The organism is Micromonospora sp. NPDC018662, assembly GCF_044391475.1.
GTDB lineage: Bacteria > Actinomycetota > Actinomycetes > Mycobacteriales > Micromonosporaceae > Micromonospora.
In genome coordinates this window covers 754485-778975 of sequence record NZ_JBISAC010000003.1, presented here as the reverse complement: position 1 = coordinate 778975, position 24491 = coordinate 754485, and the positions used below count along the sequence as shown (strand labels likewise).

The window sequence follows — 24491 nt, the reverse complement described above, 5'->3', positions numbered from 1 at the left end:
GGGGGTGAGGCGGTCAGTCGGTGAGCAGGATGCCGGTCATCAGGACGCCTCGGGCCAGGTTCAGGACACCCTCACAGCCCGGGTAACCGACCCTCGCCAGGGCACCGGAGGCGGTGCGGTCGAACAGGTACGGGGCCAGACTCCAGGGGACGTCGGCGGTGACCGTCTCCCCGGTGTCGATCCGCACGAAGTCCATCGCCACCCGATCCGCCTCGTGGTAGCGCTGGAGGATGTGGCCGCCCGCGTCGATCGCCGCGCGTACCCCCTCCTCCCACGCCACCGCGCTCATCTCCGGGCCGATCAGCACGCCGAGCCCGGCGGACCCGCCGGCCGGCTTGGCGACCAGGTCGGCCTGCTCGGCCAGCGCCCGGTCGAGCTGGTCGGCGGTGAGCGCCACGGTGTGCGGCACGTACCGGCGGACCAGCGCCCGGTCGGTCTCCGACAGCAGGTCCAGGTCGGCCCAGAGCCAGGCGTAGTTCATCTTGTTGCTGAGCAGCCAGGCGGCGCTGCTGACGAACATCGGCAGCGTGCCGGCCGCCAGCGCGCCGGCCACCGCGTCCAGGCCGTCGCTGGGCGTGACCCGGTTGGGCACGAAGAGCCGGAACAGCGCGTCCACCGGGGCGCCACCCACCACCAACCGCCGCTCGTCGTCCAACGTGGCGGTGCCGACCGAGGCGATGACCAGGTCGATGCCGAACGGCCGGGCCTGGTCGATCAGCGGGTCGAGGATCCGGAGGAACATCTCCGGCGTCTCCAACCCCGGATAGTCGCCGTCGAAGTCCAACAGCAACGCCACCCGGGCACCATCGGGCAGGCCGAGCGTGTCCCGGATGGCGACGAACCGCTGGTCCAGCAGGGACGGCGCGGGCCGCGCCCGGTCGAGCAGGCCGGCGTCGCGGTAGAGGTCCGCGTACCGCTGGATCACCGTGTCGGCGTCGAAGCCGCCGCCGAGGCTGCTGTCGATGTTGTACTCCACGATGCACGGCACGCCGCCGGAGAACAGCACGTCCGGCCGGTACGCGGCCAGCAGCCCCTCGTGCAGCTCCTCCGCCGGGTCGAGCAGCCGGGTCTCCCCCTCCGGCACGTCGAGCAGCCGGCGCAGCTCGTCGGCGGTGCGCGCCCGCCGGCAGCACGCCTCCAGGATGAGCTGGGCGATCCGGTCACACACCTCGTTCAGCTCGCGGAACGCGTCCGCGGTGAGCACCGGCGGGCGGGCCAGCCGCCACTGCATGTTGTAGGTGGCCCGGCCGTGGAAGATCTTCTCCCAGGCACCGGCGCCGGCCGTCACCATGGCCGACCGGGTGGGCTCGGGCAGGTCGTTCCACGCCGCGTCCAGCGGCGGCCACGAGTAGTTCGGGTCCATCGTTCATCCGTCCTTGAGGGTCAGTTGGATGGCGGCGGTGAGCTGGTCCCGGCCGGGCTGCACGGCCCGGTCCAGGGCCGGCGCGAACGGCAGCACCGCGCCGTCGGGCCGGGTGACCCGCCGGGGCGGGGCGGCCAGCCGGACCCGCTCCACCACCGTCGCGATGATCTCCCCGGCGATGCCGCAGGAGCGGTTGCCGTCGTCGACCACGACCAGCCGGCCGGTGCGGCTCACCGACCCGATCAGCCCGTCCCAGTCGAACGGGTGGAGCGTGCGCGGGTCGAAGACCTCCACCGACGCCTGGTCGGCCAGCTCGTCGGCGACCGCGAGCGCGTCGTGCACCAGGTGGCCGACCGCGACCACTGTGACGTCGTCGCCGGCCCGGCGGACCACGCCCCGGCCCAGCGGCACCGGCGCCGGGTCGGGCACGTCCTCCCGCAGGTCCAGCGCGCCGGCCGGGGCGAAGACCACCACCGGGTCGTCGCAGCGGATCGCGGAGACCAGCAGCCCGTACGCGTCGGCCGGGGTGGCCGGCACCACGGTGGTCACCCCGGCGTGGGCGAACAACGCGTACGGGTGGTCGGAGTGCTGCCCGGCCCAGCCGGTGCGGGAGCCGGAACCGGGCACCAGGTAGGTAACCGGCACCGCGCACTGGCCGCCGGTCATCAGCGGGAACTTGTGCGCGTGGTTGACGATCTGCTCGAAGACCAGGAACAGCAGCGACGGGATCTGGAACTCCACCACCGGCCGGGCCCCGGCCAGCGCCGCGCCGGTGGCGAAGCTGGTGAACGCCTGCTCCGACAGCGGGGTGTCGCGGACCCGTTCCGGGCCGAACTTCTTCACCAGGCCGGTGGTGACGTTGGCGGCGGCCACCCGGATGTCCTCGCCGAGCACCAGGACCGACTCGTCACGGGCCATCTCGTCGGCGAGCGCGCGGGTGAGCGCCCTGCGGTAGGAGAGCCGGGGCATCAGCCACCTCCGGTCCGGGCGGTCAGCCCGCTGGCGTACAGGTGGTCGAGGGCGGTCGCCGGATCGGGGTGCGGACCGGCCAGCGCGAAGTCGACGGCGGCGGCCAGGACCGCCTCGACGGCGGCGTCGATCTCGGCCCGTACCGCCGGGTCCAGCCGTTCACCCTGGATGTCGACCGGGTCGCGGGACCGGCCTTCGGCCACCTCGTCCGGCGGCCGGTAGTCGAGGCGTACCCGGTGTTCGAAGGTGTGGTGGGCGTCGAACCGGTAGGTGTGCGCCTCGATCAGCTCGGGTCCGCCGCCGGCGCGCATCCGTGCGACGGCGGCGGCCGCCGCCGCGCGTACCGTCTCCGGGTCCTGGCCGTCGACGGCGACCGCCGGCATGCCGAACGCGGCGGCCCGCCCGGCGACGGTGCCGGCGACCGCGCCGGCGACCGGCATGGTGGTGGCGTAGCCGTTGTTCTCGCAGACGAACAGCACCGGCACCCGCCAGAGCGCGGCCAGGTTGAACGCCTCCAGGAGCATTCCCTCGTTGACCGCGCCGTCGCCGAAGAACGTGGCGCCGACCAGGTCGGCGCCGCGGCGCCGCGGGGCCCCCCCCCCCCCGGGGGGGGGGGGGCCCCCCGCCCCCCCGCCCCCGGTGGGGCCGCGCCCCCCCCCCGCGCCGTAGGCGGCGGGGCGCGCCCCCCCCCCCCCCGCGCGCCCCCGCCCCCCCCCCCCCCCCCCGCCCCCCGGCCCCCCCCCCCCCCCCCCCCCCGCGCCGCCGGCGCTCCCACACCGCGCCGGTGAGGATCGCGCCGGCGGCCCCGACGATCGCGTTGGCGCCGAGCACGCCGACGGCGAAGTCGGCGGCGTGCATCGACCCGCCCCGCCCCCGGTTCAGCCCGGTGACCCGGCCGCACAGCTCGGCCAGCATCCGGGCCGGGTCGGCGCCCTTGGCCAGCACGTGCCCGTGCCCGCGGTGGGTGCCGGTGACCAGGTCACCGGCGTCCAGCGCCGCGCAGACCCCGGCGGCGATCCCCTCCTGGCCCAGGTACGGGTGGATGCCGCCGACGATCTCCCCGGCGTCGACCAGCTCGATCGCGCGCTCCTCGAAGCGGCGGATCAGCCGGACCGTCCGGTAGAGCGCGGCCGGGTCGGGGCCGGTCACGCCGGACGGCCCTCCTTGATCGCGGCGAGGATGTCGTCCCAGAGGCGGGCCCGGGCGGCCAGCGCGGTGTTCACCGTGTCCGCGCACTCCTGCCACTTGGTGTCGTCGTCGCCGCACAGGTCGGCGAGCATCTGCATGGCCATCGGGGTGTGCTGCTCGCCGTCGACCTCGATGTGCCGCTCCAGGTAGTCGACGAACGTGTTCAGCCGGTTGCTGCGCTCGTTGACGGCGACGACCTGGGTGAACATCTCCGGGATGAGGTCCTCCCGGCCGAACGCGAACGCTGCCGCCTGGCAGTGCACCGGGGTGGTCTCGATGATCCGCCAGGTGGTGCCCGCGAACGCCGCCGACGGCGCCGGCACCCCGGCGGCGCCGAACGCCTCGGTGACCGGCCGGCCGGCGCGCAGCAGGTCGACCAGTTTCTCCACCGCTGAGGTGTCCGCGCCGGCCTCGGTCATGCCCCGCACGTACAGCTCGAAGTGGCTGATGTAGCCCTCACCCAGCTCGTCGCTCTCCTCGACCATCACGATGTCGTTGATGAGTCGACGGCTGCCGGTCGGGCCGGTCGGGATCCACGGCACCGTGACGCAGGTGAGCTGGCGCTGCAACGACTTCAGCAGCGACATGAAGTCCCAGACCGCGAAGACGTGGTGCTCCATGAACGTGACAAGCGCCTCGTGGGTGTCCAGGTTGGCGTAGAGCGGGTGGTTGACCACCACGTCGCGGCGCTCGGTCACCGCCCGCTCCAGCCGCTCGATGCCCGGGTGCGTCTTTCCCCAGTCGTACCGTGACATTGTCAGCCTCCCTGCTGGGCGCGGTCGCGCCAGATGACCGGGCAGTAATCGGGGTCCGCGTAGTCCGGCCGGCCCTCGTCGGTGCGGCGGACCAGCACGTCGTGGTTGTACGCGGCGAGCGCGCCGTCGGAGAGCGGATACTCCCGCCAGGCGTTCGCGCCGTCCTGCAGGTGCAGCGAGATCGCCCGCCGGGGGCGTCCGCTGACGTTCGCACCGCTGCCGTGGTAGGTGCGGCAGTGGTGGAAGCTCATGTGTCCCTTGGGGATCACCATCGGGATCTTGCGGATCTCGGCGTGGTTGTACGCCGCGTTCTCGGCCAGCATCGCCTCCAACTGGCTGCGGTCCCGGTCGGCGAAGTGCCGCACCACGGTGTCGTCCGCGCCGATCTCCCGCCAGCGGTGCGAGCCGTCCACCATGGTGATGGTGCCCATCTCCTCGCCGCAGTCGTGGAACGGGATGAACGCGGTGAGCATGTCCTCCGACGACGAGGACGCCCAGTAGTGCTTGTCGAAGTGCCAGGGCACGATGTTCGACGGCTCACCGGCGATCGGCGGCTTCCAGATCAACGTGGACTGGAAGATCCGGATCTCGGTGGCCCGGGCCAGCCGGGCCGCGACCGCCCCGATCAGCGGCTTGCGCAGGATCCGGGCGATCCCGTCGTGCTCGTGGTGGACGTAGTCGTTGTGCCGCTGCACGTCGCCGCGTGACGGCTCCCAGTAGGCCAGCTTCGGCGGGCGCACCGGCAGCCGCCGGTCGCGTTCCCCGGCGTAGTAGCGGTCGGTCGCCGCCACCAGCTCGTCCACCTCGTCGTCGGTGAACAGCTTCTTCGACAGGTACCAGCCGTGCTCGGCGTAGTGCCGGACGTCGTCGTCGGAGGGCAGCAGCGCCTCCTCCTCGGCGGTCAGCCCGGGATCGATGGTGGTCATACCCCTACCCCTCCTACCCCTCCGGCCGCGACGACGGGGGTCGCCCCCGCCGCGGCCAGCTCGCGTTCCTTGGCCTCGTAGAGCGCCTTGATGTTGCCGCTGCCGAAGGTGCGCGCCCCGCGCCGCTCGATGAGTTCGAGGAAGAGCGTGCGGCGCACGTGCATCGACTCGGTGAAGATCTGCAGGAGCTGGCCGTCGTGGTCGGAGTCGACCAGGATGCTCAGCTCGCGCAGCCGGTCCACCGGCGCGTCCAGTCGGCCGACGCGCTGTTCCAGGTCGTCGTAGTAGGCGCCCGGGGTGCGGGCGAACCGCACGCCCCGGCCGGCGAGCGCGCCGACCGCGCTGACGATGTCGTCGGTGCGCAACCCGAGGTGCTGCACCCCGGCGCCGGCGTGCCAGCGCAGGAAGTCCTCGATCTGCCCCGGCCGGGCGCCGGTGTCCGGTTCCAGCAGCACCAGGGTGACCAGGCCGGACGGGCTCTGCACCACCTTGGAGTTCATCGCCTGCCCGGCGACCTCGACGTGCTCGGTGAAGATGTGGGCGAAACCGAACACCTTCTCGTAGTGGGTGACAGTGGCGTCGAGCTGCCCGGGCGGCACGCAGACCGCCAGGTGGTCGACCTCGGCCAGCAGCGCGTCCCCGTCCGGCGCGGCGACCGGCTCGATCGCGCCGGGCAGGAACACGCTCCGGTCGCCGCGCCGCTCGACGAGGCGGTGCAGCACGTCGCCGAAGCCACCGACCTCGGCGATCACCACCTCGGCGTCCGCGCCGGTGTAGGCACGCGGCGGGGTCACCCCGGTCGCGCCGCGCTCCACCAGCTCCGCGTACGCCCCGGCGGCGTCGTCGACCGCCAGCGCCACCACGGCGATGCCGTCACCGTGCCGGTGCACGTACGTGGCGGCCGGGTGCTCGGCGGACAGGCCGGTGGTCAGCAGCAGCCGGATGCCGGCCTGGGCCAGCAGCAGGGAACGCTGCCCGGCCAGCCCGGTCTCCGGGCCGCCCTGGCCGCGCAGCCGGAACCCGATCGCGGTGTCGAAGTAGAAGGCCGCCTGCCGGGCGTCCCCCACGTAAAGCTCCAGATGGTCGATGCCGTTGATGTGCATGGGCTTCCCCCTGTTCCCCCCGTGGTAGCGACCCGGGCTCGTCGCCCGGGGATGGAGTCCGGTCAGTCCGCGTCCGGGGTGGCGACCCGGCGCAGCAACAGGCTGACGTTCTGGCCGCCGAACCCGAACGAGTTCGTCAGCGCGTGGTCGGTCCGGGTGGGCCGGGGCACGGCGCGGACGTGGTCCGCCTCGCACTCCGGGTCCGGGTCGTCCAGGTGGTAGGTGGGCGGGAGCAGGCCGCGCCGCAGCGCCAGCGCGGTGGCCGCGGCCTCCAGCACGCCGGACGCGCCGAGCAGGTGCCCGGTCAGCGCCTTGGTGGAGCTGACCGGCACGCCACCGAGGCCGAACACGTCGGCCAGCGCGATCGTCTCGGCGACGTCGCCGAGCTTCGTGCCGGTGCCGTGCGCGTTGACGTAGCCGACGTCGGCCGGCTCGATCCCACCGGCGGCCAACGCGCGGCGCATGCACGCGGCCGCGCCGGCGCCGTCCGGCCGCGGCGCGGTCGGGTGGTACGCGTCGGTGTTGGTGCCGTAGCCGGCGACCTCGGCGTAGCCGGTCACGCCCCGGGCGGCGGCGTGCCCGGCCCGCTCCAGCACCAGCAGCGCCGCGCCCTCGGCGAGCACGAACCCGTTGCGCCGCTTGTCGAACGGGCGGCTCGCCTCGGTGGGCTCGTCCCAGCCCCGGGCCAGCGCCCGGGCGTTGCCGAACGTGTCGGCGAACGTGCCGAACAGCGGTGCCTCGCTCGCCCCGCAGACCACCACGTCGGCCTCGTCGGCGCGGATCAGGCGTACCCCGTCGGCGACGGCCTGGGCGCCGGAGGCGCAGGCCGTGCCCACCGACGAGCTGTAGCCCCGGATGCCGTGCGCGATGGCGATCCGGGCCGACGGCATGTTCGGCAGGATCCCGGTGAGCAGGTACGGGCTGACCGCGGCCCGGCCCCGTTCGGCCCGGGCCACGATCTGGCGTTCCAGTGTGGACATGCCACCGACCCCGCCGACGATCACCGCGATCCGCTCCGGGTCGACGTCCCGCCCCACCTCGATGCCGGCGTCGGCGAGCGCCTCCGCGGCAGTGAGCAGCGCGAGCAGCACGACCCGGTCGAGCACCTTCGTCTCCGGCCCGGAGGCGACGCTGCGCGGGTCGATGTCCGGCAGCACCCCGGCCACCTCCAGGCTGTCGGCCGCCGGGTGCCCCGCCGGGGGGCGGCGCAGGCCGGAGCGGCCGGTGAGGAGCGCGTCGAACGTCTCCGCGACGCCGCGGCCGGCCGGCGTGAACAGCCCCATGCCGGTGATCAGGACGGTCATGACGGCGCCTCGGTCAGGTAGCGCTCGCGCAGCGCCACCTTGCGGACCTTGCCGGTCACGGTGACCGGGATGTCGTCGGCGTGCACCGGCACCACCCGGCGCAGCGTGGCGGCCACGTCCGGCCCGAGCGCGGCCCGGATGCGGGCCGTGCGGTCCTCCGCCGGGTCGGCCCCGGCCGCCAGTTCCAGCAGCACGTCGGTCGTCACCCGGTCGCCGTCGGGCTCCTTGACGATGACGACGGTGCAGTCGGTCACGTCGGCGCAGGCGGCGAGGATCCGCTCCTCGGACAGCGCGGTGAAGAACCGCTTCCCGTTCGCCTCGACCGAGTCGACCGCCCGGTCCAGGTGGTAGTAGCGGCCCTCGTCGTCGGCGCGTACCAGGTCGCCGGTGAGGTACCAGCCGCGCAGCCGGAACCGGTAGGTGGTGACCGAGTCGTTCCAGTAGCCGCGGAACAGCGACGGCGAGTCGATGCCCAGCCAGCCGACCTGCCCGGCGGGCAGCTCGTTGCCGTCGGCGTCGAGCACGGCCACCCGCGCGAACCGGTAGGGGCGGCCGACGCAGCGACCGTAGCGGTCGGTGTCGACGGTGTGCGTGAGGTGGAACATCGAGTGGCCCATCTCGCTGGAGCCGAGCCCGTCGATGAAGACCGAGCCGGGCACCCGGGTCACCCCGGCGCGGGTCACCACGTCCCGCGAGCCGACCGCGACCAGCCGGCGCACGTGCGGCTCGTGCGAGCAGTCCCCGGTGTTGAACCACAGCCGTACCGAGTCCAGGTCGTAGCCGGACAGGTCGAAGCGGGCCAGCTCGGCCCAGGTCATCGAGAAGCCGAACACGCCGTCCGGGCGCCACCGCTGGATCGCGTCGAGCACCCGCTCGCCGCCCTGTTCGGAGAGGAGGAACATCTGGGCCCGGTTGCCCAGCGCCTGGTTGACCATGAGCACGGTGGCGGTGTGCGGGGCGGGCAGCGCGTTGAGGATCCGGGTGGTGCCCTGCGCCTGCGGCATGGACAGCAGGTGCCGGGTGGCGGCGAAGAGACTGGCGTGCGAGTGCAGCACCGCCTTCGGCACGCCGGTGGTGCCGGAGGTGTGCGTGATCACGATCGGGTCGTCGGGGTGGTGCCGGTAGTGCGCGGGCGCGGCGGCCGGATCGCCGGCACCGGCCCGCGCCGGCTCACCGAGCAGCGGCGCGCCCAGGTCGTGCCCGGCCAGCGCGGCGGCGTGCTCGGCGTCGGCGAGCACACCGGCGGCCCGCAGCCGGCGGATGTACTCGGCGGCGATCTCCGGGCGCAGTCGGCCGTTCATCAGCGCCGGGATGGCGCCGAGGCGGGTCAGCGCCAGGAACGACAGCACCATGTCGGCGGCGGTGCCGGCCCAGACCGCGACCGGGTCGCGCGGCTTCACCCCGCGTTCGTGCAGCCAGGCCGCCCGGGCGGCGACCATCCGGTCGAGTTCGCCCAGGGTCAGCGGGGTTTCCGCCGCCCGCCCGTCGACAGCGGTGTCGAACGTGAGCCCCGGCCCGTCCGGGTCGGCGCCGTGGGCCAGCACCCGGGCGAGCACGTTGCCCGCGCCCAGTTCGGTGTCGGCGGCCAGCGCGCCGCGTAGACCCTTCGTCCTCATTGACGTGTCTCCTCCCCCAGCAGCACCGCGGTCGCCTCGCCCGGCGTCCCGTCCGGTGCCGGTTCGATCAGGATCAGCAACGCCTGCGCGGCGTCGCCGTCGTGGCACAGCAGGTCGACCTCGGCCTCGCCCTCGGCCCGGGGGTCCCCGGTGGGGCTCAGGCACACCACCGGCCCGTCCAGTCCCCAGCGCGCGGCCACGTGCCCGGCCACGCTGTTCGGCACCGACTGGAAGAAGAACAGTGGACCGACCCGCCCGCCGCCGGCCACCGTCTCCCGCACGTGCGCCGCCCCGGCCGTGTCGCCGCCGGCGCTGACCAGCACCACCGCCGTCCGGTTGTCGGCCGGCAGCGGCCCGGCACCGTAGCGCCGGGTGAGGCAGCGCTCGGCAACGGCCACCACCAGCGGGTGGAACGCCGAGAACACGAACCCCGGCACCCCCGGCGGCGCCGCTCCCGCGTCCCCCTCCTCGGGCCACCGCGCCTCGGCCAGCACCGCGATCCCTTGGCGCGACCGTGCAGGTGGCGTGGAGGCGGTCACGGGGCACTCACCAGGAGGGCGGTGTTGGCGCCGCCGAAGGCGGCGTTCAGGGTCAGGGCGTACGGGGTGGCGGCGGGGCGCGGGGCGTCCCGGATGACGTCGAGCGGGCACGCCGGGTCCGGGGCCAGCCAGCCGGCGGTGGGCGGCAGCTTGCCGTGCGCCAGCGCCAGCACGGTGACCACCAGTTCGAGCAGCCCGGACGCCTCCAGCGCGTGCCCGTGCACCGACTTGGTGGCACTGACCGGCAGCCGCCCGGCGAGGTCGCCGAAGACCCGGGTCAGCGCCGCCGCCTCCGAGGCGTCGCTGAACGCGGTGCCGGTGGCGTTCGCGTTGACGTAGCCGACCGCGGCCGGCGGCAACCCGGCGCGGCGCAGCGCCGCCTCGACCGCCCGGGCCAGCCCGAGCCCGCCCGGATGCGGCTGGCACGCGTGGTAGGCGTCCCCGGCCCGGCCCCAGCCGGCCACCGTGGCCAGCGTCGGCGCGCCCCGTCGGGCGGCGACGTCGGCCGACTCCAGCACCACGGCGGCCACCCCGTCACCGAGCAGCAGCCCCTTCCGGCCGGCGCTGAACGGGCGTACCGCCCCGTCCGCGGCGAGCGCCCGGCCGGCGTCGAAGAGCGCGAACTGGTCCGGCTCGACCAGGTAGCCGGCCGCGACCACGACCCGATCCAGGTCGCCCCGGCGGATCAGCGCGGCGGCGTCGGCGACCGCGGTGCTCGCCGAGACGCAGGCGGTGGTGTAGACCCGGGTCGGCCCGCCGAGGCCGCACCGGTCGGCCAGGTGGCCGGCGAGCGCCGGCACCGGCGGCCCGAGCCGCCCGCCGTCCGCCGCGCCGGGCACGTCCGACGGTTCCACCGACCACCGGGGTACGGGCAGCGAGTGCGGCCCGCCGTGGGTGGCCAGGAACAGCGCCGTGCCCGCCCGGCCGGCCGGGTCCAGCCCGGCGGCCCGGCCGGCGCGGTCGACCGCGTCGGCCAACTCGTCGGCGAGCGTGCCGGTCTCCGGCAGGGTGGCCGCCACGGTGACCCGGCGGCCGGTGGTGTCGAAGCGGCGCACCGGGGCGAACGCCGGGGCGCCGGTGAGCACCCCGGCCAGCAGCGCGTCGGCGCCCCTGCCGAGGGCGCTGACCGCGTGCGTGCCGGTGATCCGTACGGGGCCCCGCTCAGCCATCTGCGGGAGCGGTCAGCGAGGCACGGAACACGGTCAACGCGTCGTCGACGGTGCGGACGCCGGCGACCTGGTCGTCGGTCAGGTCCAGCCGGCGGTCGAACCGCTGCTCGACGAGGTGCACCAGCCAGGCCAGTTCCATCGAGCCGAGCCGGTCCGGCACCTGGTCGGCGGGCTTCGAGGTCAGTTCGGCGAGCATCTGCACCAGGTCAGCTCGCCCCAGGTCGGGCTGACCGGGCATCAGGAGTTGTCGCTGTTCGCGGCTGCCCGGTCGGCGACCATCGTGGTGAACTCGCCCACCGTCATCAGGGCCAGCTTCTCCGACTCGTCGTCGGCGAACTTCAGCCCGTACCGGTCCTCGACCCGGACGGCGAGGTCGGCCAGCGCCAGCGACTCCAGGTCGACGCCGGAGGGGCCGAGGGTGGTGCCGTCGTCGAGGTCCTCGACGTCGTAGTTCATGTCGGCGAGCTGGTCGATGACGAAGGTGCGGACCTCGTCGCGCATGGGTGTGACCTCATTTCCGTGTAACCAGTTACCGGTGCCCGGTCGGGACACCGTGTCCGGGTGGGCCGGCCGTGCCGCCGTCGTCCAGCGGGAGCTGACGCGGCGGCTGATCCGGCGCGCGGGTGGCGTGCCGGCCGGCCGGTCCGGGGCGGGGATCGGGGTGGGTCGGATGCCCGGTGGGCACCCGGTGGGGGTGGTGCTCGCGCAGCGGGCCGGTCACGTGGCCGCGTCCCGCAGCGCCGGGGCGGAGCGGACCAGCTTGCCGGTGGTGGTGCGGGGCAACTGGTCGAGCAGGTGCAGGGCGCGGGGCCGTTTGAAGCCGGCCAGCCGCTCGGCGATCAGGCGGTCCAACTTCTCCTCGGTCAACGCGCCGTCGGTCTGCACGTAGGCGCTGATCCCGTCGTCCCAGACCACCACCGCGGCGGTCACCCCGGGCAGGCCGGCCACGGTGGCCTCCACCTCGGTCAGGTCGACCTTCAGGCCGCCCACCGACACCTGGGAGTCGAGCCGGCCGGCGATGGTGACCAGCCCGGTCTCCGGGTCGACCACGCCGGCGTCGCGGGTGTGCAGCCAGCCGTCGGCCCAGCGGGTCGGGTCGGCGAGCCCCACGTACGGGTTCGCCGGGCAGCTCACCCAGAGCTCGCCGTCCTGCTCCCGGACCCGGATGCCGGGGGCCGGCGCGATGGCGGGGCGGTGCCGCCCGTACAGGTCGGTGCCGATGACGCCGACCTCGGTCATCCCGTACATGTTGCCCAGCGGGACGCCGTAGCGGTCGGTGAAGGCCCGGGCGACCGCGGCGGGCACCAGCTCGCCGCCGGTGGTCATGCGCGCGAGCTGGGGCAGCGGCCCGGTGGGCACGGTGGAGGCGAGCAGTCCGATGTGGAACGGCACCCCGAGCACGGTGGCCGGGGTGTCCTGGGCGGTGATCGCGGCGAGCACGGCGTCGCCGCTCAGCCGTTCCGGCGGGCACAGCTCGACGCCGGCGTGCAGCCCGTAGAGCAGGCCGCCGACCAGGCCGAGCACGTGCACCATGCTGGGCAGCAGGATGATCCGCTCGCCGGGCCGCGCGACCCCGTCGATCTCGGTGTAGCGGCGCACCTCGGCGACCAGGTCGACGGCGGTGCGGCCGATCACCTTGGACGGCCCGGTGGAGCCGGAGCTGAGCTGGATCACCGCGTGCGGGCTGACGGCCGGCCGGTCGGACCAGGCGCTGACGCCGGCGGTGACGTCGACGAAGATCCGCAGCGCGCCGCCGCCGGTGCGCACCGGCGCGACCACCACCTGCGGGGTCAGCCGGTGCAGCGCCCGGTCGACCTCGTGGTCGGTGAGCCGGTGGTCGAGCAGCACGGCCTGCGCGCCGGCCCGCCAGGTGGCCAGCAGGTGCGCCACGTACGCCAGCGACGGGGGCAGGCGCAGCGCGGCCGCGCCGCCGGCGCGCAGCCCGGCCTCGGTCAGCCGGGCCTGCGCCTCGCCGACCAGCCGGCGCAGCGTGCCCCGGTCGACGGGCTCGGGCAGGCGGAGACAGATGTCCTCGTCGCGTCCGGCGAGCAGGACCTCGTCCACCCAGCCCGCCGTCGATATGGGATCTTGCGCCCCGGTCACGACCCGCCACCGCCCAGCCTAGAGATGGGCGGAAACCCGCCCGAGAAGAACGCCCTTCGCGTTTGCTGACCGGAACACTACGAGGGCCTTCTCCGCATCACCAGATGCAAATGGCTAGATCCAAAACAGCGGCTGGGTGGATTGCTCAGGCTCGATCGGACAGGCAGGATCGGGCGCACGCCGGCACAGTGGCCCGCCGGCCGCGTCGTCGTGCGCGGGCGTGGGCGCCGGGCGCGGGCGTGAGGAAGCGTGCGGAACAGGCACCCTCCATCCTGGGCATCACCGTCGCGACGGACCGGCCCGGTCCAGCGATGTGGACGGAGCAAGCCGTGCGTGGTCTCTACCTGGTCCTGCTCGTCGTGCTGATCGCGGTGCTTCTCGGCTGCGCCGGTGGCTGCCCGGGCGGGCCCGGGAGGCCGGCCGCAGCCTACGCCGCCGCGCGAGCGGCGGCGCTGACCGCGCCGGTCAGCGGTCGACGGTCGGCGGCGGCGCGGCGCCGCGCAGCACCAGCGCGCTGTTGAACCCGTCGAAGCCACGCGCCCCGACCAGCGCGATCCGGCTCCGCGGCCGGCGGGGTTCCCGCAAATAGGTCAGCTCGCAGCCGGGCGCGGGCTCGTCCGGGCCGGCGGAGGCGGGCAGCACGCCACGGGAGAACGCGAGCAGCGCGGTGGCCGCGTCCAACGCCGACCCGCCCTGGTGGGCCCGGCCGGTCAGCGGCTTCTGCGTGGTCACCGGCGGGGTCCGGTCGCCGAACACGGCGCGCAGCGCGGTCGCCTCGGCCCGGTCGTACGCCGGCACCCCGAGCGCGTCCGGCCAGATCACGTCCACGTCGTGCGGCCGGACCGCGGCCCGGTCCAGGGCCAGCCGCAACGCGCGGGCGTAGTGGGTCGGGTCGGGTCCGGCCTCGACGTCGGTGGGCGCGGCGTCGTGGGTGGCCGCCCAGCCGGTGATCTCCCCGTAGATCCGGGCGCCCCGATCCAGCGCGTGCCCCAGTTCCTCCACCACGAAGACCGCGCCGCCCTCGGCCGGCACGTAACCGCTGGCCGCGGCGTCGAACGGCCGGTACGCGCGTGCCGGGTCGGCGACGTCGCTGAGCAGGCCGGAACGGAGCTGGCAGGCCAGCGCGTACGGGCTCAGCGGGCACTCGGTCGCGCCGGCGAGCACCACCGGCGTGCCCCGCCGGACGGTACGCGCCGCGTGCGCGAGGCTGTCCAGCCCGCCGGCCGACTCGGAGACGGTGACGCCGGACGGCCCCTTGAACTGGTGCCGGATGGACAGTTGCCCGACGCTGGCGGCGTAGAACCAGGCGATCGACTGGTACGCCCCGACCGTGCGGGTCGGCCCGCCCCAGAGCCGTTGCAGCTCCCGCTGCCCGAACAGGTTGCCGCCGGAGGAGCTGGCCAACGTCACCGCCCAGCGGTACGGGTCGGGCGACACCTCCGGCAACCCGGCGTCGGCCAGCGCCAGCCCGGTGGCGGCGAACCCCAGGTGCGTCCATCGGTCGGTCTGCACCCGCGCCCGGGTGCCGACGAAGCCGGCCGGGTCGAAGTCGGCCACCTCGCCGGCCACCCGGGTCGGGTAGCCGGCCGGGTCGAACAGCGTGATCGGGCCGGTGCGCCGGGTGCCGGCGAGCACGGTGGCCCAGTGCGCGTCCGTGCCGACGCCGCTGGGCGCGACCACGCCGATGCCGGTCACCACCGCCCGCGCCGTCACGATGGGGTCACCGCCAGCCGGCGGAACACCATCGCGGACTGGAAGCCGCCGAAGCCGCTGCCCACCGAGAGCGCCACGTCCACCGGCACCTCCCGCGCCTCGTTCGGCACGTAGTCCAGGTCGCACTCCGGGTCCCGGGTGGCCCAGTTCGCGGTGGGCGGCACGACGCCGTACTCGATGGCCAACGCGCAGGCGGCCATCTCGATCGAGCCGATCGCGCCGAGCGAATGCCCCACCATCGACTTGATCGAGCTGATCGGCACCCGGTACGCGGCCGGGCCGAGCGCCCGCTTGAACGCGGCGGTCTCGTGCCTGTCGTTCTGCCGGGTGCCGGAGCCGTGCGCGCTGACGTACGACACGGCCGACGGGGCGAGCCGGGCCTGGCGCAACGCGTCGGTGATGGCCACCGCCATCTCCGCGCCGTCCGGGCGCAGCCCGGTCATGTGGAAGCCGTTGCTGCGGCTGGCGTAGCCGGCGACCTCGCAGTAGACGTGCGCGCCCCGCCGGCGGGCGTGTTCCGCCTCCTCCAGCACCAGCACCGCAGCGCCCTCGGCGAGGACGAAACCGTGCCGGTCGGCGTCGAACGGCCGGGACGCGTGCTCCGGGTCGTCGTTGTCCGGGCTGGTGGCCCCGATCGCGTCGAACGAGGCCACGGTGACCGGGGAGATCGGCGAGTCGGCGGCCCCGGCCAGCACCACGTCCGCCTCGCCGTCGGCGACGAGCTGGTGGGCGTACCCGATCGCGTCGATGCCGGAGGTGCAGCCGGTGGAGATCACCTGGGCCGGGCCGTGCAGGCCGTGCCGGCAGGCCACGTCCGCGGCCAGGCTGCTGGGGACCAGCGCCTGGTAGAGGTACGGCCCGCCGAGCGTGTGGTCGACCAGCCAGTGTCGGCCGGAGTCGCTGACCCGGACGTACTCCTGCTCCAGCGCCATGGTGCCGCCGACGGCGGTGCCGAGCACCACGCCGGCCCGTTCCCGCTCGGCGTCGCTGAGCGTCAGCCCGCTGTCGGCGAGCGCCTCGGCGGAGCAGGCGAGCGCGAACTGCACGTACCGGTCGGCGCGCTGCCGTTCGGCGAGCGTGATCCCGGCGGCGTCGGGGTCGAAGTCGCACTCGGCGGCGATCTGCGAGCGGAACGGCGACGGGTCGAAGAAGCTGATCCGCCGGGTGGCGGTCCGCCCCTCGGTGATCGTCTTCCAGAACCGGTCGCGGGTGGCGCCGCCGGGCGCCACCACGCCGACGCCGGTGACCACGGTGCGCCGGCCGGTCACGACGGCTCCCGTGGCGGTGGGGCGGCGCTCTCGGTGTCGACGTGGCCGAGTTCCGGGCGGGGGGCGAGCGGGCCGAGGTGGAAGACCACCTCGGCCGGCTCGTCGCCGGTGTTGCGCAGCCGGTGCCGGACGTCCTTCGGCACGTAGAGCGCCTCGCCGGCGGCCACCGGGACCGGCTGGTCGTCCAGGTCGACGGTGATCGCGCCGCGCGCCACGTAGAGGAACTCCTCGCTGTACGGGTGGTAGTGCTCGGCGATCCGCTCCCCCGGCGCGAGCGCGGCCACCCCCATGAACCCGGAGGTGCTGCCGACGGTCTTCGGGCCGAGCAGCACCCGCAGCTCGCCCCCGCGCCGCCGGTCGGCGGAGACGTCGTGGACGGAGACCCGGGCGGTGGTGGTGTCGGTCATCGTGTGCCTCCCGCGTACGCCCGCTCGATCTTCTCCTTGATCACGGCGAGCTGGATCGCGCTGTTGGTGTTGATCCGCGCGGTCATGCCGGCGTTGTCGACCGGCGCGGTGGGCTTCATGGCGAAGTCCTGCGTCCAGGTCATCCGGGTGCCGCCGGGGATCTCCTCGTAGCGCCAGTGGATGCGCATGTACTCGAACGGCCCGGTCTCCACCCGCCGGGCGTGCACCTGGCGGGTGGCCGGGTCGGCGGTGCGTTCGCTGACCCAGCTCCACGCCACGCCGTTCTCGTCCGGGTGCATGGTGAGCCGGAAGCGGACCGTGTCGCCGTCGCGGTGCAGGATCTCGGCCACCGCGTACTCGGTGAACAGCTCGGTCCACCGGGCCACGTCGTTGGTGACGTCCCAGACCAGCGACAGCGGGGCGAGGATGTCGACCGCGTTCTCGGTGTGCCCCGGCGGGTCCGCGCGGCGGGCGACCAGGTCGGCGACGCCGGCGATGCTCAGCCCGCCGGCCTGCTCGGGGATCCTCACCCGCCACCGGTCGGCCACCACCGCGGCGAGTTCGAGCAGCGCCAGCGAGTCCATGCCCAGCTCGTCCAGGCTCGCCGCCGGCGTGGTGGCGGCGGCGTCGGGGTCCAGGCCGCAGTGCGTCACCAGGATGTCGGTGATCTCGCTGGTGAGCGGTCGGTCGGGGGCGACGGTCATGGGTTCCTCCAGGTGGTCGGTCCGGTGGCGGGAACGGGGGTACGGCCGGCCGGTGCGGGCCCGGCACGCGGGTCGGGCACGGCGGCCCGCACCGGCGCCGTGCCGGCGCTGTCGGCGTTCCCGGTGTTGTCGGTGTTGCCGGCGTTGTCGGTGCTGTCGGGGATCGGGGCGAGCAGGCGCTCGACCAGCGCGGTGGTGTGCCGGGCGGCCCGGAACGCCGGGTCGCGCAGCACCCGCCGGGCGAACGGGATGGTGGTCCGCACGCCGGGGCCGGCCACGTCGAACTCGGCCAGCGCGCGGTCCAGCCGGTTCAGCGCGGCCGTCCGGTCCGGCGCCCAGACCGCCACCTTGGCCAGCAGCGAGTCGTAGTGCGGGCTGACCAGGTAGCCGGCGTGACCGTGCGTGTCTACCCGGGTGAACGGGCCGCCCGGCGGCCGGAACCGCTCCAGCCGGCCGGGGGCGGGCGCGAAGTCGCGGTCCGGGTCCTCCACGTTGACCCGACACTCGATCGCCACCCCGTGCAGCCGCACGTCGGACTGCCGCATCCGCAGCGGCGTGCCGGCGGCGATGTGCAACTGCTCCTGCACCAGGTCGACGCCGGTGACCATCTCGGTGACCGGGTGCTCCACCTGGATCCGGCAGTTGATCTCCAGGAAGTGGGCGCGTTCCGCGTCGTCCACCAGGAACTCGACCGTGCCGGCGCCGGTGAAGCCGACCGACAGCACCCCACGCAGGGCGACCTCGGCGAGCGTGTCCAGCGTGGCCGGCCGCAGCGCGGGCGCCGGCGCCTCCTCGACCAGCTTCTGGTGCCGGCGCTGCACCGAGCAGTCCCGGGTGCCGAGGTGCACGCCGTTGCCGTGGCCGTCGCAGAGCACCTGCACCTCGACGTGGCGGGCGTCGGCGAGGTACCGCTCGACGTACACCCGGTCGTCGCCGAAGGCGACCTGCGCGGCGGCGCGGGTACGGGCGTACGCGCGGGGCAGCTCGGCGGCGGACCGCACCACGGTCATGCCGCGCCCGCCGCCGCCGGCCGCGGCCTTGAGGATCACCGGGTAGCCGACCTCGGTGGCCACCGCCTGGGCCTCGGTGACGGTCGGCAGCGTCCGCACGCTGCCCGGCGGCAGCGGCAGGCCGGCCCGGCTCATCAACGCGCGGGCGGTGGACTTGTCCGCCAGCGCGGCCATCACCTGCGGCGGCGGGCCGACGAAGACCAGCCCGTTCTCCGCGCAGATCTCGGCGAAGTCGGCGTCCTCGGAGAGGAAGCCGTAGCCGGGGTGGACCGCCTGCGCGCCGGTCTGCCGGGCCGCCTCGACGATCGCCGCGGCGTTCAGGTAACTGCGGCGGCTGGCCGCCGGCCCGATCCGGACCGCCTCGTCGGCCAGCCGCACCGGCAGCGAGTCGGCGTCGGCGCTGGAGTGCGCCACCACGGTCCGCACGCCCATCTCCCGGCAGGCGCGCAGCACCCGCAACGCGATCTCACCGCGGTTGGCGATCAGCACCTTGTCGAACATCAGGCGTCCTGTCCGGTCACCGGGTCCAGGGCGATCAGCGGCTGGTCGTACTCGACCGGCTTACCGTCCTCGACCAGCACCTCGACCACCCGGCCGGCCTGGCCGGCGGTCACCTCGTTCATCAGCTTCATCGCCTCCACGATGCCGATCACCTGACCCGGCCGGACCAGGTCGCCGACCGCGACGAACGGCATCGCCCCGGGCTCGGGGGCGCGGTAGAACGTGCCCACCACGGGCGCCCGCACGGTCGGCCGGTCGGCCCCGGGCGTCACCTGCGCGACGGTCCGCGCCACCGGTTCGCCGGCCGGGTCCAGGCCGGTACGCGGCACCGGCGGCACCGGGTCGTGCCACTCCACCTCCAGCGCCGCGTCGCCGCTGCGCAGCCGCACCCGGCGTACCGGGCCGGTCAGGTCGGCGACCAGCTTGCGGGCCTGCCGACGCAGCCCGTCCAGTACCTGCTCGGCTCCGGCGTCCGCCATCACGCCACCTCCGGCCGGCCGTCGCCGGATGCCGGTCCGGCGCCCGGCACCGCCCGGCCCGCCGACTCGGCGACGCGGGCCGGCGCGGTCGACGGCTCGACGGAGCGGACCGGCACGGTCGACGGCTCGACGGAGCGGACCGGCACGGTGGACGGCTCGACGGAGCGGGCCGCGCCGAAGCGGCGGAAACGCTGCCGGCGGCGGCGTACCAGCGTGGCCGGCGGCACCGTGAGCAGCGGGGCGAGGTTCGCCGCGATCGCCCGGCCCAGCAGGTCGGCCGCGCCCGCCGGGTCGCCGTGCGCGGCCGGGTACGGCTCCGGCACCAGTTCGTCGACCACGCCGAGCCGGCACAGGTCGGCGCCGGTGAGCCGCAGCGCCCGGGCGGCCTGCGGGGCGGCGGCGCTGTCCGGCCAGAGGATCGCGGCGCAGCCCTCCGGGCTGATCACCGAGTAGACGGCGTGTTCCAGCATGAGCACCCGGTCGGCGACGGCGAGGGCCAGCGCGCCACCGCTGCCGCCCTCGCCGGTGACCACCGCGACGACCGGGGTGGGCAGCACGCTCAGCGCGAGGATGTTCTCCGCGATCGCCGCGGCCTGGCCCTGCTGCTCGGCGGCCACCCCGGGGTCCGCGCCCGGCGTGTCCACCAGCGTCACCACGGGCAGCCGCAGCCGGGCCGCGAGGCGCATCAGCCGCAGCGCCTTGCGGTGCCCGGCCGGGCTGGCCATGCCGAAGTTCCGGGCCACCAGCTCGGCCGTGGTGTGTCCCTTCTGGTGGCCGATCACCATCACCGGCCGGCCGTCGAGGCGGGCGACGCCGCCGACGACCGCCGGGCAGTCCGCGCCCAGCCGGTCGCCGTGCAGCTCGACGAAGCCGTCGAACGCGGTCTCCAGGTAGTCGAGCGTGGTCGGTCGGCCGGGGTGCCGAGCGGTGCGTACCGTCTCCCAGGGATCGCGGTCCGGCCGGGCGGTGGGCGACCCGGCGGCGACCGGCCGCGACACCGGCGTGGGGGGCCGGCGGGCGGCCCCGGCGACTGCGAGCAGCGCGGCCAGCCGTCCCCGCAACGCGTGCCGGGGCACCACCATGTCGACCTGCCCGTGCCGCAGCAGGTACTCCGCGGTCTGGAAACCCTCCGGCAGCGCGGCGCCGGTGACCTGGCGGATCACCCGGGGGCCGGCGAAGCCCAGCCGGGCGCCGCTCTCCGCGAGCACCACGTCGGTGTTGGTGGCGAACGACGCGGCCACCCCGCCGTACGTGGGATCGGTGACCACGCTGACCGTCAGCAGGCCCGCCTCGCGCAGCCCGGCCACCGCCTGGCTGACGGTGGCCATCTGCATGAGCGACAGCGCGCCCTCCTGCATCCGTGCCCCGCCGGACGCGGTGACCAGCACCAGCGGGATGCCGTCGGCCAGCGCCCGCTCGGCGGTCCGGGTGATCAGCTCACCGACCGCGCAGCCGAGGCTGCCGCCGAGGAAGCGGAAGTCCATCACGGCCAGCGCCACCGGGTGTCCGCCCAGCCGCGCGGTGCCGCACAGCACGGCCTCGTCCAGGCCGGTGGCGGCGCGGGCCGCGCCGAGCCGGTGCGGGTACGGCAGGGCGTCGACGAAGTCGATCGGGTCGACCCGGACCGCCCGGTCCGGCAGCGGGACGAACGAGTCCGGGTCGACGAGCTGCGCCACCCGGTCCGGCGCGTCCAGCCGGGCGTGCGAGCCGCACTCGGGGCAGACGTCCAGGTTGCGGCGCAACCGCTTGCGGTAGAGCAGCGAGGCGCAGCCGTCGCACCGCGACCAGAGCTGCTCGTCGCGGGGCGCGGTGGTGGTCACGACCGCCGCCCGGCGTCGTACCGGTAGAAGCAGTGGGCCATGGCGTCGCGGGGCGAGCGCCAGGTCGGCAGGTACGGCGAGATGTACGGCCGCAGCCGCTCGCTGACCCGGACGAACTCGGGATGCCCGCGAGCCTCCTCCACCGCGCCCTGCGCCGGCGTCTCCGTCTCCAGCAGGTGCACGTAGAGGTCGTGGAGCCGGTAGAGGGACCGGTGCCGCACGCCGACCAGGCCGGGCAGCTCGGTCGCGTCGGACTCGGCGAAGATCTCGGCGACCCGGTCCTCGGCGGTGGGCACCACCTTCGCGACGATGAGCGAACGGTCCATTCGCGGCCTCCCCTGGTACGTCCCGGTGCGCGGCGGACCGGTCACGCCGCACGGATGGCCCACGGTCCCGCCGACGCCGTCAACCGGGCGTCAACCGGGTCCCACCGGGCCGCAAGATTGGTGACGCTGCGTTGACGCAACCTGTGCGTCAGCTATGCGAAGATCGATTGTGGCTTTCCATTGACGACACTTATTCGCAGATCACGGGCCACTTACGAATACGTTACGGAGGGTCAACGAAGCCATCGGCCGTTGACTCAGAGTAACAGACGTTGATATTCTCCGTTCCGGTCGACCCGGCCACGGCACTCGTCCGGCGACCGCGGCGGAGACGTTCCGACATCGGCGTCGCGGGCGGGAAGATCCGGGCAGACAGGACGGTCGGGACTCAGGGTTCCGGTGCTGGGGGGTGCGCCGTGTCCGGTGGATCGAGGATGCCGACGGCGGGGGATCCCGTCCCCCGCGTGGCGTTGCACCTGCTCGGCGGCTTCCAGTTGCTGCACGACGAGGTGCCGGTGGTGGTGCCGCGCGGGCTGCAACGGGTCATCGCGCTCATCGGGCTGCGCCCGGCCGCGACCCGTAGCCACCTCGCCGGGCTGCTCTGGCCCGAGACCCCCGAGGAACGGGCGCTCTCGTCGCTGCGTACCGCGTTGTGGCGCCTCCGCCAGGACCCGTGCTGCCCACTGCGCACCGACGGTGACACGGTCCGTCTCGGACCCACCGTCCACCTCGACGTGGACGAGCTGGTCGAGACCGCCGCCCGGGTCCGCGACGGCGTGGTGCCCCGCGGCGCCGCCGGCACCGGCCGGCACGACCTGCTCCCCGGCTGGTACGACGACTGGGTGCTGCTGGAACGCGAACGACTGCGCCAGTTGCGCCTGCACATGCTGGAGGAACTCGCCGGCAACCACCTCACCGCCGGCCGCCACGGCGAGGCGCTCGAGGCGGCGCTGGAGGCGATGGCCGCCGAGCCGCTGCGCGAGACCCCGCACCGCCTGGTCGTCCGCATCCACCTCGCCGAGGGCAACGCGTTCGAGGCGGTGCACGCGTTCTACGTCTACCGTGACCTGCTCCTGCGCGAGCTGCGCCTGGAACCCTCCCCGGCCATGACGGCGCTGCTCGACGACACGCTCGCGCCGATCCGCCGGGCCAGCCGGCCGGATCCGCCGCAGCCGCGTACCGGGCGGCCCGCCAACGTCGCGCCACGCGGCCCGGCGCCGCAGCCGCGCGGCGCGCCGTCACCACCCCCATCACTGCCCAGGGGTACGCCGTGACGGCGAGGTGACACCCGCCCCGGCATGGTGGGACGCACGACCGCCGCCGTCCGGCCGGTGGTCGACGCGGCAGCAGCGCGGCGGAAGGGGTCTGCGATGAGTCGACTGTTGGTGGTCAGCCGGATCGTGCCCGGATCGCAGGGCCGGGTGGCCCAGATCTTCGCCGAGTCCGACGCGACCGAGCTGCCCCGGCTCACCGGGGTCCGGCACCGGTCGCTGTACTACCTGCACGACCTGTGCGTCCATCTGATGGAGACCGTCGACGTCGCCCCCGACCCGACCGCCGACCTGCGCGGCCACCCGCTCTACGAACGCGTCAACGAGCGGCTCTCCGCGCACACCTCGCCGTACCTGCCGACCTGGCACTCCCCGCGCGACGCCGTGGCCGGCTGCTTCTACAGCTGGGACTCCGCCGACGCGCCCACGCCCGACCGGATCCGCTGACCGGACCGGGCCACCGACGGGGGCACCCCGGGACCGCGCACGGCACCAGGTCCCGGGGTGTCCTCCCGCACCCACTGTCATCCTCCGGCCACCGGCCGGCAGGATCGATCCCACCGTCGACGCCCCACCGCCGACCTGCCTGTCGTGCCGCGCGTACGTGTGCAAAGCTGCCCCGAGCTTTCTCGCGACCGTCGTGCACGTACATAGAAGGAGGTAGGCCATGCCGTCGAGCTTCGGGCAGTGGCTGCTCGTGATCCTGGCCCTGCTCATCGGACTAGTCGTCGGCTGGATGGTGAGCGGTCGCCGGAGCGGCCCCGGCGCAGCGGCGCCCACCGTGGACGGTGCCACCGCCCCGACCACCCTGGCCACCCCGGTGACCGCCACCGTCGACGAGCCGCAGCCGGCCGCCGTGGTGGACGAGACGCCGGCCCCCGCCGCAGTGACCGACCGGCCGGCCCCGGCCGACGTGGACACCCCGACCGCCGACGCCGCCTCGACCGCCGACGCCGCGACCGCCGAGTCCGAGCCGGTCGTGGTCACCGCCGCCGGTTCCGCCGACGAGCCGGTGGCCGTCTCGACGCCCGCCGCCCCGACCGGGCCGGTGCCGGCGGACGAGCCGGCCACGGCTGACGAGCCGGTGCCGGCGGCGCCGGTCGTGGCGACCGAGCCCGAGCCGGAGCCCGCCGTCGCCGAGCCCGTCACCGCTGAGCCCACCGTCGCCGAGCCCGCCGCGGCCGAGCCCGTCACCGCTGAGCCCGTCACCGCTGAGCCCGTCACCGCTGAGCCCGTCACCGCTGAGCCCGTCACCGCTGAGCCCGTCGCGGCCGAGCCCGTCGCGGCCGAGCCCGTCGCGGCCGAGCCCGTCGCGGCCGAGCCCGAGCCGGAGCCCGTCGCCGCCACGGTCACGCCGGTCACGGCCGCGACCGAGCCGGAGCCCGTCACCGCAGCGCCGGCGCCCGCCGCCGCGGGCGCGACGGCGTCGTCCGTCGTCACCGGGCCGGTGCCGTCGTCGGTCGACGCGGCGCCGGCCGGGGAGGAGCGGGAGCCGGCCACCGTGGCCGCCGAGCCGGCAGTGGCCCCGATCGTGCCGACGCCCCGGGCCTCGGCCGAGAACGACGTGCCGTCGCCGGCCGACACCGACGCGCCGGACGACTTCCGCCGCATCCAGGGCATCGGGCCGAAGCTGGCCGCCGCCCTCCAGGCCGCCGGCATCCGCACCTACCGCCAGCTCGCCGAGCTGGACGAGGCCGCGCTGCGCGAGACCGTGAAGGCCGCCGGCCTGCGTGCCGCGCCCGGCCTGGCCACCTGGCCGCAGCAGGCGAAGGTGCTGGCCGGGGCCCCCGCCGAGGCCGACAAGGTGCTGCCGGCCAGCGCCGAGTAGCCCGTACCCGTTCCGGGGCGGGGGGGGGGGGGGGGGGGGGCCCCCCCCCCCCCCCGCGCCCCCCCCCCCCCCCCCCCCCCCCCCCCCCCCCCCCCCCCCCCCCCCCCCCCCCCCCCCCCCCGCGCCGGC

General features: G+C 75.2%; 21 protein-coding genes and 4 pseudogenes. 3 read left to right on the top strand and 22 right to left on the bottom strand.

Annotated elements, in window-relative coordinates:
- Positions 1–13: 13 nt before the first annotated feature.
- The 22 genes and pseudogenes from ACH495_RS13100 to ACH495_RS12995 form a co-directional block, all read right to left on the bottom strand.
- Complete coding sequence (locus tag ACH495_RS13100; RefSeq protein WP_396857929.1) at positions 14–1363, bottom strand: hypothetical protein; 1350 nt, start codon at positions 1361–1363, stop codon at positions 14–16.
- Positions 1364–1366: 3 nt separating this feature from the next.
- The gene (locus tag ACH495_RS13095; RefSeq protein ID WP_396857928.1) at positions 1367–2332 is read right to left on the bottom strand and encodes an alpha-ketoacid dehydrogenase subunit beta; all 966 of its coding nucleotides are present in this window, start codon (positions 2330–2332) and stop codon (positions 1367–1369) included.
- Positions 2332–2925, bottom strand: a pseudogene (locus tag ACH495_RS13090) (thiamine pyrophosphate-dependent enzyme); the annotation flags it as partial. The gene ACH495_RS13095 and the pseudogene ACH495_RS13090, both read right to left, overlap by 1 nt.
- Before the next feature lie 160 nt (positions 2926–3085).
- Positions 3086–3481, bottom strand: a pseudogene (locus ACH495_RS13085) (thiamine pyrophosphate-dependent enzyme); the annotation flags it as partial.
- On the bottom strand, positions 3478–4275 hold the full coding sequence (locus ACH495_RS13080) for a DUF3050 domain-containing protein (RefSeq protein ID WP_396857927.1): 798 nt from the start codon (positions 4273–4275) through the stop codon (positions 3478–3480). The pseudogene ACH495_RS13085 and the gene ACH495_RS13080, both read right to left, overlap by 4 nt.
- Positions 4276–4277: 2 nt before the next feature.
- The gene (locus tag ACH495_RS13075) at positions 4278–5201 is read right to left on the bottom strand and encodes a phytanoyl-CoA dioxygenase family protein (protein WP_396857926.1); all 924 of its coding nucleotides are present in this window, start codon (positions 5199–5201) and stop codon (positions 4278–4280) included.
- Positions 5198–6304, bottom strand: a complete 1107-nt coding sequence (gene hppD / locus ACH495_RS13070; RefSeq protein ID WP_396857925.1) for a 4-hydroxyphenylpyruvate dioxygenase — start codon at positions 6302–6304, stop codon at positions 5198–5200. The genes ACH495_RS13075 and hppD overlap by 4 nt, the downstream gene beginning before the upstream one ends.
- A gap of 62 nt (positions 6305–6366) precedes the next feature.
- Positions 6367–7608, bottom strand: coding sequence for a beta-ketoacyl-[acyl-carrier-protein] synthase family protein (locus ACH495_RS13065; RefSeq protein WP_396857924.1), 1242 nt, complete (start codon positions 7606–7608; stop codon positions 6367–6369).
- Positions 7605–9224 (bottom strand): class I adenylate-forming enzyme family protein, encoded by a 1620-nt coding sequence (locus tag ACH495_RS13060; RefSeq protein WP_396857923.1) that lies wholly within the window; start codon positions 9222–9224, stop codon positions 7605–7607. The genes ACH495_RS13065 and ACH495_RS13060 overlap by 4 nt, the downstream gene beginning before the upstream one ends.
- On the bottom strand, positions 9221–9718 hold the full coding sequence (locus tag ACH495_RS13055; RefSeq protein WP_396857922.1) for a hypothetical protein: 498 nt from the start codon (positions 9716–9718) through the stop codon (positions 9221–9223). Before ACH495_RS13055 ends, ACH495_RS13060 begins: the two co-directional genes overlap by 4 nt.
- A gap of 41 nt (positions 9719–9759) precedes the next feature.
- Complete coding sequence (locus tag ACH495_RS13050; RefSeq protein ID WP_396857921.1) at positions 9760–10932, bottom strand: beta-ketoacyl-[acyl-carrier-protein] synthase family protein; 1173 nt, start codon at positions 10930–10932, stop codon at positions 9760–9762.
- Positions 10925–11170, bottom strand: coding sequence for an acyl carrier protein (locus tag ACH495_RS13045; RefSeq protein ID WP_396857920.1), 246 nt, complete (start codon positions 11168–11170; stop codon positions 10925–10927). The genes ACH495_RS13050 and ACH495_RS13045 overlap by 8 nt, the downstream gene beginning before the upstream one ends.
- On the bottom strand, positions 11170–11433 hold the full coding sequence (locus ACH495_RS13040; RefSeq protein ID WP_107160335.1) for an acyl carrier protein: 264 nt from the start codon (positions 11431–11433) through the stop codon (positions 11170–11172). The genes ACH495_RS13045 and ACH495_RS13040 overlap by 1 nt, the downstream gene beginning before the upstream one ends.
- Before the next feature lie 216 nt (positions 11434–11649).
- Positions 11650–13014, bottom strand: coding sequence for a class I adenylate-forming enzyme family protein (locus ACH495_RS13035; protein ID WP_396858050.1), 1365 nt, complete (start codon positions 13012–13014; stop codon positions 11650–11652).
- Between the two features lie 486 nt (positions 13015–13500).
- Positions 13501–14748 carry a beta-ketoacyl synthase N-terminal-like domain-containing protein gene (locus tag ACH495_RS13030; protein WP_396857919.1) on the bottom strand — a complete coding sequence of 416 codons (1248 nt, stop codon included), beginning with the start codon at positions 14746–14748 and terminating at the stop codon, positions 13501–13503.
- A complete protein-coding gene (locus tag ACH495_RS13025; protein ID WP_396857918.1) occupies positions 14745–16016 on the bottom strand; it encodes a beta-ketoacyl-[acyl-carrier-protein] synthase family protein in 1272 nt (423 codons plus the stop codon). Before ACH495_RS13025 ends, ACH495_RS13030 begins: the two co-directional genes overlap by 4 nt.
- Entirely contained in the window at positions 16013–16423 is a 411-nt protein-coding gene (locus ACH495_RS13020; protein WP_396857917.1) for a cupin domain-containing protein, read from the bottom strand. Before ACH495_RS13020 ends, ACH495_RS13025 begins: the two co-directional genes overlap by 4 nt.
- The gene (locus ACH495_RS13015) at positions 16420–17127 is read right to left on the bottom strand and encodes an SRPBCC family protein (RefSeq protein WP_396857916.1); all 708 of its coding nucleotides are present in this window, start codon (positions 17125–17127) and stop codon (positions 16420–16422) included. Before ACH495_RS13015 ends, ACH495_RS13020 begins: the two co-directional genes overlap by 4 nt.
- Positions 17124–18638 carry an acetyl/propionyl/methylcrotonyl-CoA carboxylase subunit alpha gene (locus ACH495_RS13010; RefSeq protein WP_396857915.1) on the bottom strand — a complete coding sequence of 505 codons (1515 nt, stop codon included), beginning with the start codon at positions 18636–18638 and terminating at the stop codon, positions 17124–17126. The genes ACH495_RS13015 and ACH495_RS13010 overlap by 4 nt, the downstream gene beginning before the upstream one ends.
- Positions 18638–19255 (bottom strand): annotated as a pseudogene (locus ACH495_RS13005) (acetyl-CoA carboxylase biotin carboxyl carrier protein); the annotation flags it as partial. The pseudogene ACH495_RS13005 and the gene ACH495_RS13010, both read right to left, overlap by 1 nt.
- Before the next feature lie 26 nt (positions 19256–19281).
- Positions 19282–20937: pseudogene (locus ACH495_RS13000) on the bottom strand (acetyl-CoA carboxylase carboxyltransferase subunit alpha); the annotation flags it as partial.
- On the bottom strand, positions 20934–21263 hold the full coding sequence (locus ACH495_RS12995; RefSeq protein ID WP_396857914.1) for a TcmI family type II polyketide cyclase: 330 nt from the start codon (positions 21261–21263) through the stop codon (positions 20934–20936). The pseudogene ACH495_RS13000 and the gene ACH495_RS12995, both read right to left, overlap by 4 nt.
- A 434-nt stretch (positions 21264–21697) precedes the next feature.
- Between ACH495_RS12995 and ACH495_RS12990 the strand changes: the two genes are divergently transcribed.
- From ACH495_RS12990 to ACH495_RS12980, 3 genes are all read left to right on the top strand, one after another.
- Positions 21698–22537 carry a BTAD domain-containing putative transcriptional regulator gene (locus tag ACH495_RS12990; protein ID WP_396857913.1) on the top strand — a complete coding sequence of 280 codons (840 nt, stop codon included), beginning with the start codon at positions 21698–21700 and terminating at the stop codon, positions 22535–22537.
- Between the two features lie 96 nt (positions 22538–22633).
- A complete protein-coding gene (locus tag ACH495_RS12985) occupies positions 22634–22981 on the top strand; it encodes a TcmI family type II polyketide cyclase (RefSeq protein WP_396857912.1) in 348 nt (115 codons plus the stop codon).
- 220 nt (positions 22982–23201) lie between these two features.
- Positions 23202–24362 carry a hypothetical protein gene (locus ACH495_RS12980; protein WP_396857911.1) on the top strand — a complete coding sequence of 387 codons (1161 nt, stop codon included), beginning with the start codon at positions 23202–23204 and terminating at the stop codon, positions 24360–24362.
- Positions 24363–24491: the final 129 nt, after the last annotated feature.

What these genes read in the sequence shown, in the direction of transcription:
- ACH495_RS13080 (WP_396857927.1), bottom strand. Translation starts at nt 4,275, where the DNA reads ATGTCACGGTACGACTGGGGAAAGACGCACCCGGGCATCGAGCGGCTG.
- ACH495_RS13100 (WP_396857929.1), bottom strand. Translation starts at nt 1,363, where the DNA reads ATGGACCCGAACTACTCGTGGCCGCCGCTGGACGCGGCGTGGAACGAC.
- ACH495_RS13095 (WP_396857928.1), bottom strand. Translation starts at nt 2,332, where the DNA reads ATGCCCCGGCTCTCCTACCGCAGGGCGCTCACCCGCGCGCTCGCCGAC.
- ACH495_RS12995 (WP_396857914.1), bottom strand. Translation starts at nt 21,263, where the DNA reads ATGGACCGTTCGCTCATCGTCGCGAAGGTGGTGCCCACCGCCGAGGAC.
- ACH495_RS12990 (WP_396857913.1), top strand. Translation starts at nt 21,698, where the DNA reads ATGCCGACGGCGGGGGATCCCGTCCCCCGCGTGGCGTTGCACCTGCTC.
- ACH495_RS13045 (WP_396857920.1), bottom strand. Translation starts at nt 11,170, where the DNA reads ATGCCCGGTCAGCCCGACCTGGGGCGAGCTGACCTGGTGCAGATGCTC.
- ACH495_RS13040 (WP_107160335.1), bottom strand. Translation starts at nt 11,433, where the DNA reads ATGCGCGACGAGGTCCGCACCTTCGTCATCGACCAGCTCGCCGACATG.
- ACH495_RS12985 (WP_396857912.1), top strand. Translation starts at nt 22,634, where the DNA reads ATGAGTCGACTGTTGGTGGTCAGCCGGATCGTGCCCGGATCGCAGGGC.
- ACH495_RS12980 (WP_396857911.1), top strand. Translation starts at nt 23,202, where the DNA reads ATGCCGTCGAGCTTCGGGCAGTGGCTGCTCGTGATCCTGGCCCTGCTC.
- ACH495_RS13060 (WP_396857923.1), bottom strand. Translation starts at nt 9,224, where the DNA reads ATGAGGACGAAGGGTCTACGCGGCGCGCTGGCCGCCGACACCGAACTG.
- ACH495_RS13010 (WP_396857915.1), bottom strand. Translation starts at nt 18,638, where the DNA reads ATGTTCGACAAGGTGCTGATCGCCAACCGCGGTGAGATCGCGTTGCGG.
- ACH495_RS13075 (WP_396857926.1), bottom strand. Translation starts at nt 5,201, where the DNA reads ATGACCACCATCGATCCCGGGCTGACCGCCGAGGAGGAGGCGCTGCTG.
- ACH495_RS13020 (WP_396857917.1), bottom strand. Translation starts at nt 16,423, where the DNA reads ATGACCGACACCACCACCGCCCGGGTCTCCGTCCACGACGTCTCCGCC.
- ACH495_RS13015 (WP_396857916.1), bottom strand. Translation starts at nt 17,127, where the DNA reads ATGACCGTCGCCCCCGACCGACCGCTCACCAGCGAGATCACCGACATC.
- hppD (WP_396857925.1), bottom strand. Translation starts at nt 6,304, where the DNA reads ATGCACATCAACGGCATCGACCATCTGGAGCTTTACGTGGGGGACGCC.
- ACH495_RS13065 (WP_396857924.1), bottom strand. Translation starts at nt 7,608, where the DNA reads ATGACCGTCCTGATCACCGGCATGGGGCTGTTCACGCCGGCCGGCCGC.
- ACH495_RS13050 (WP_396857921.1), bottom strand. Translation starts at nt 10,932, where the DNA reads ATGGCTGAGCGGGGCCCCGTACGGATCACCGGCACGCACGCGGTCAGC.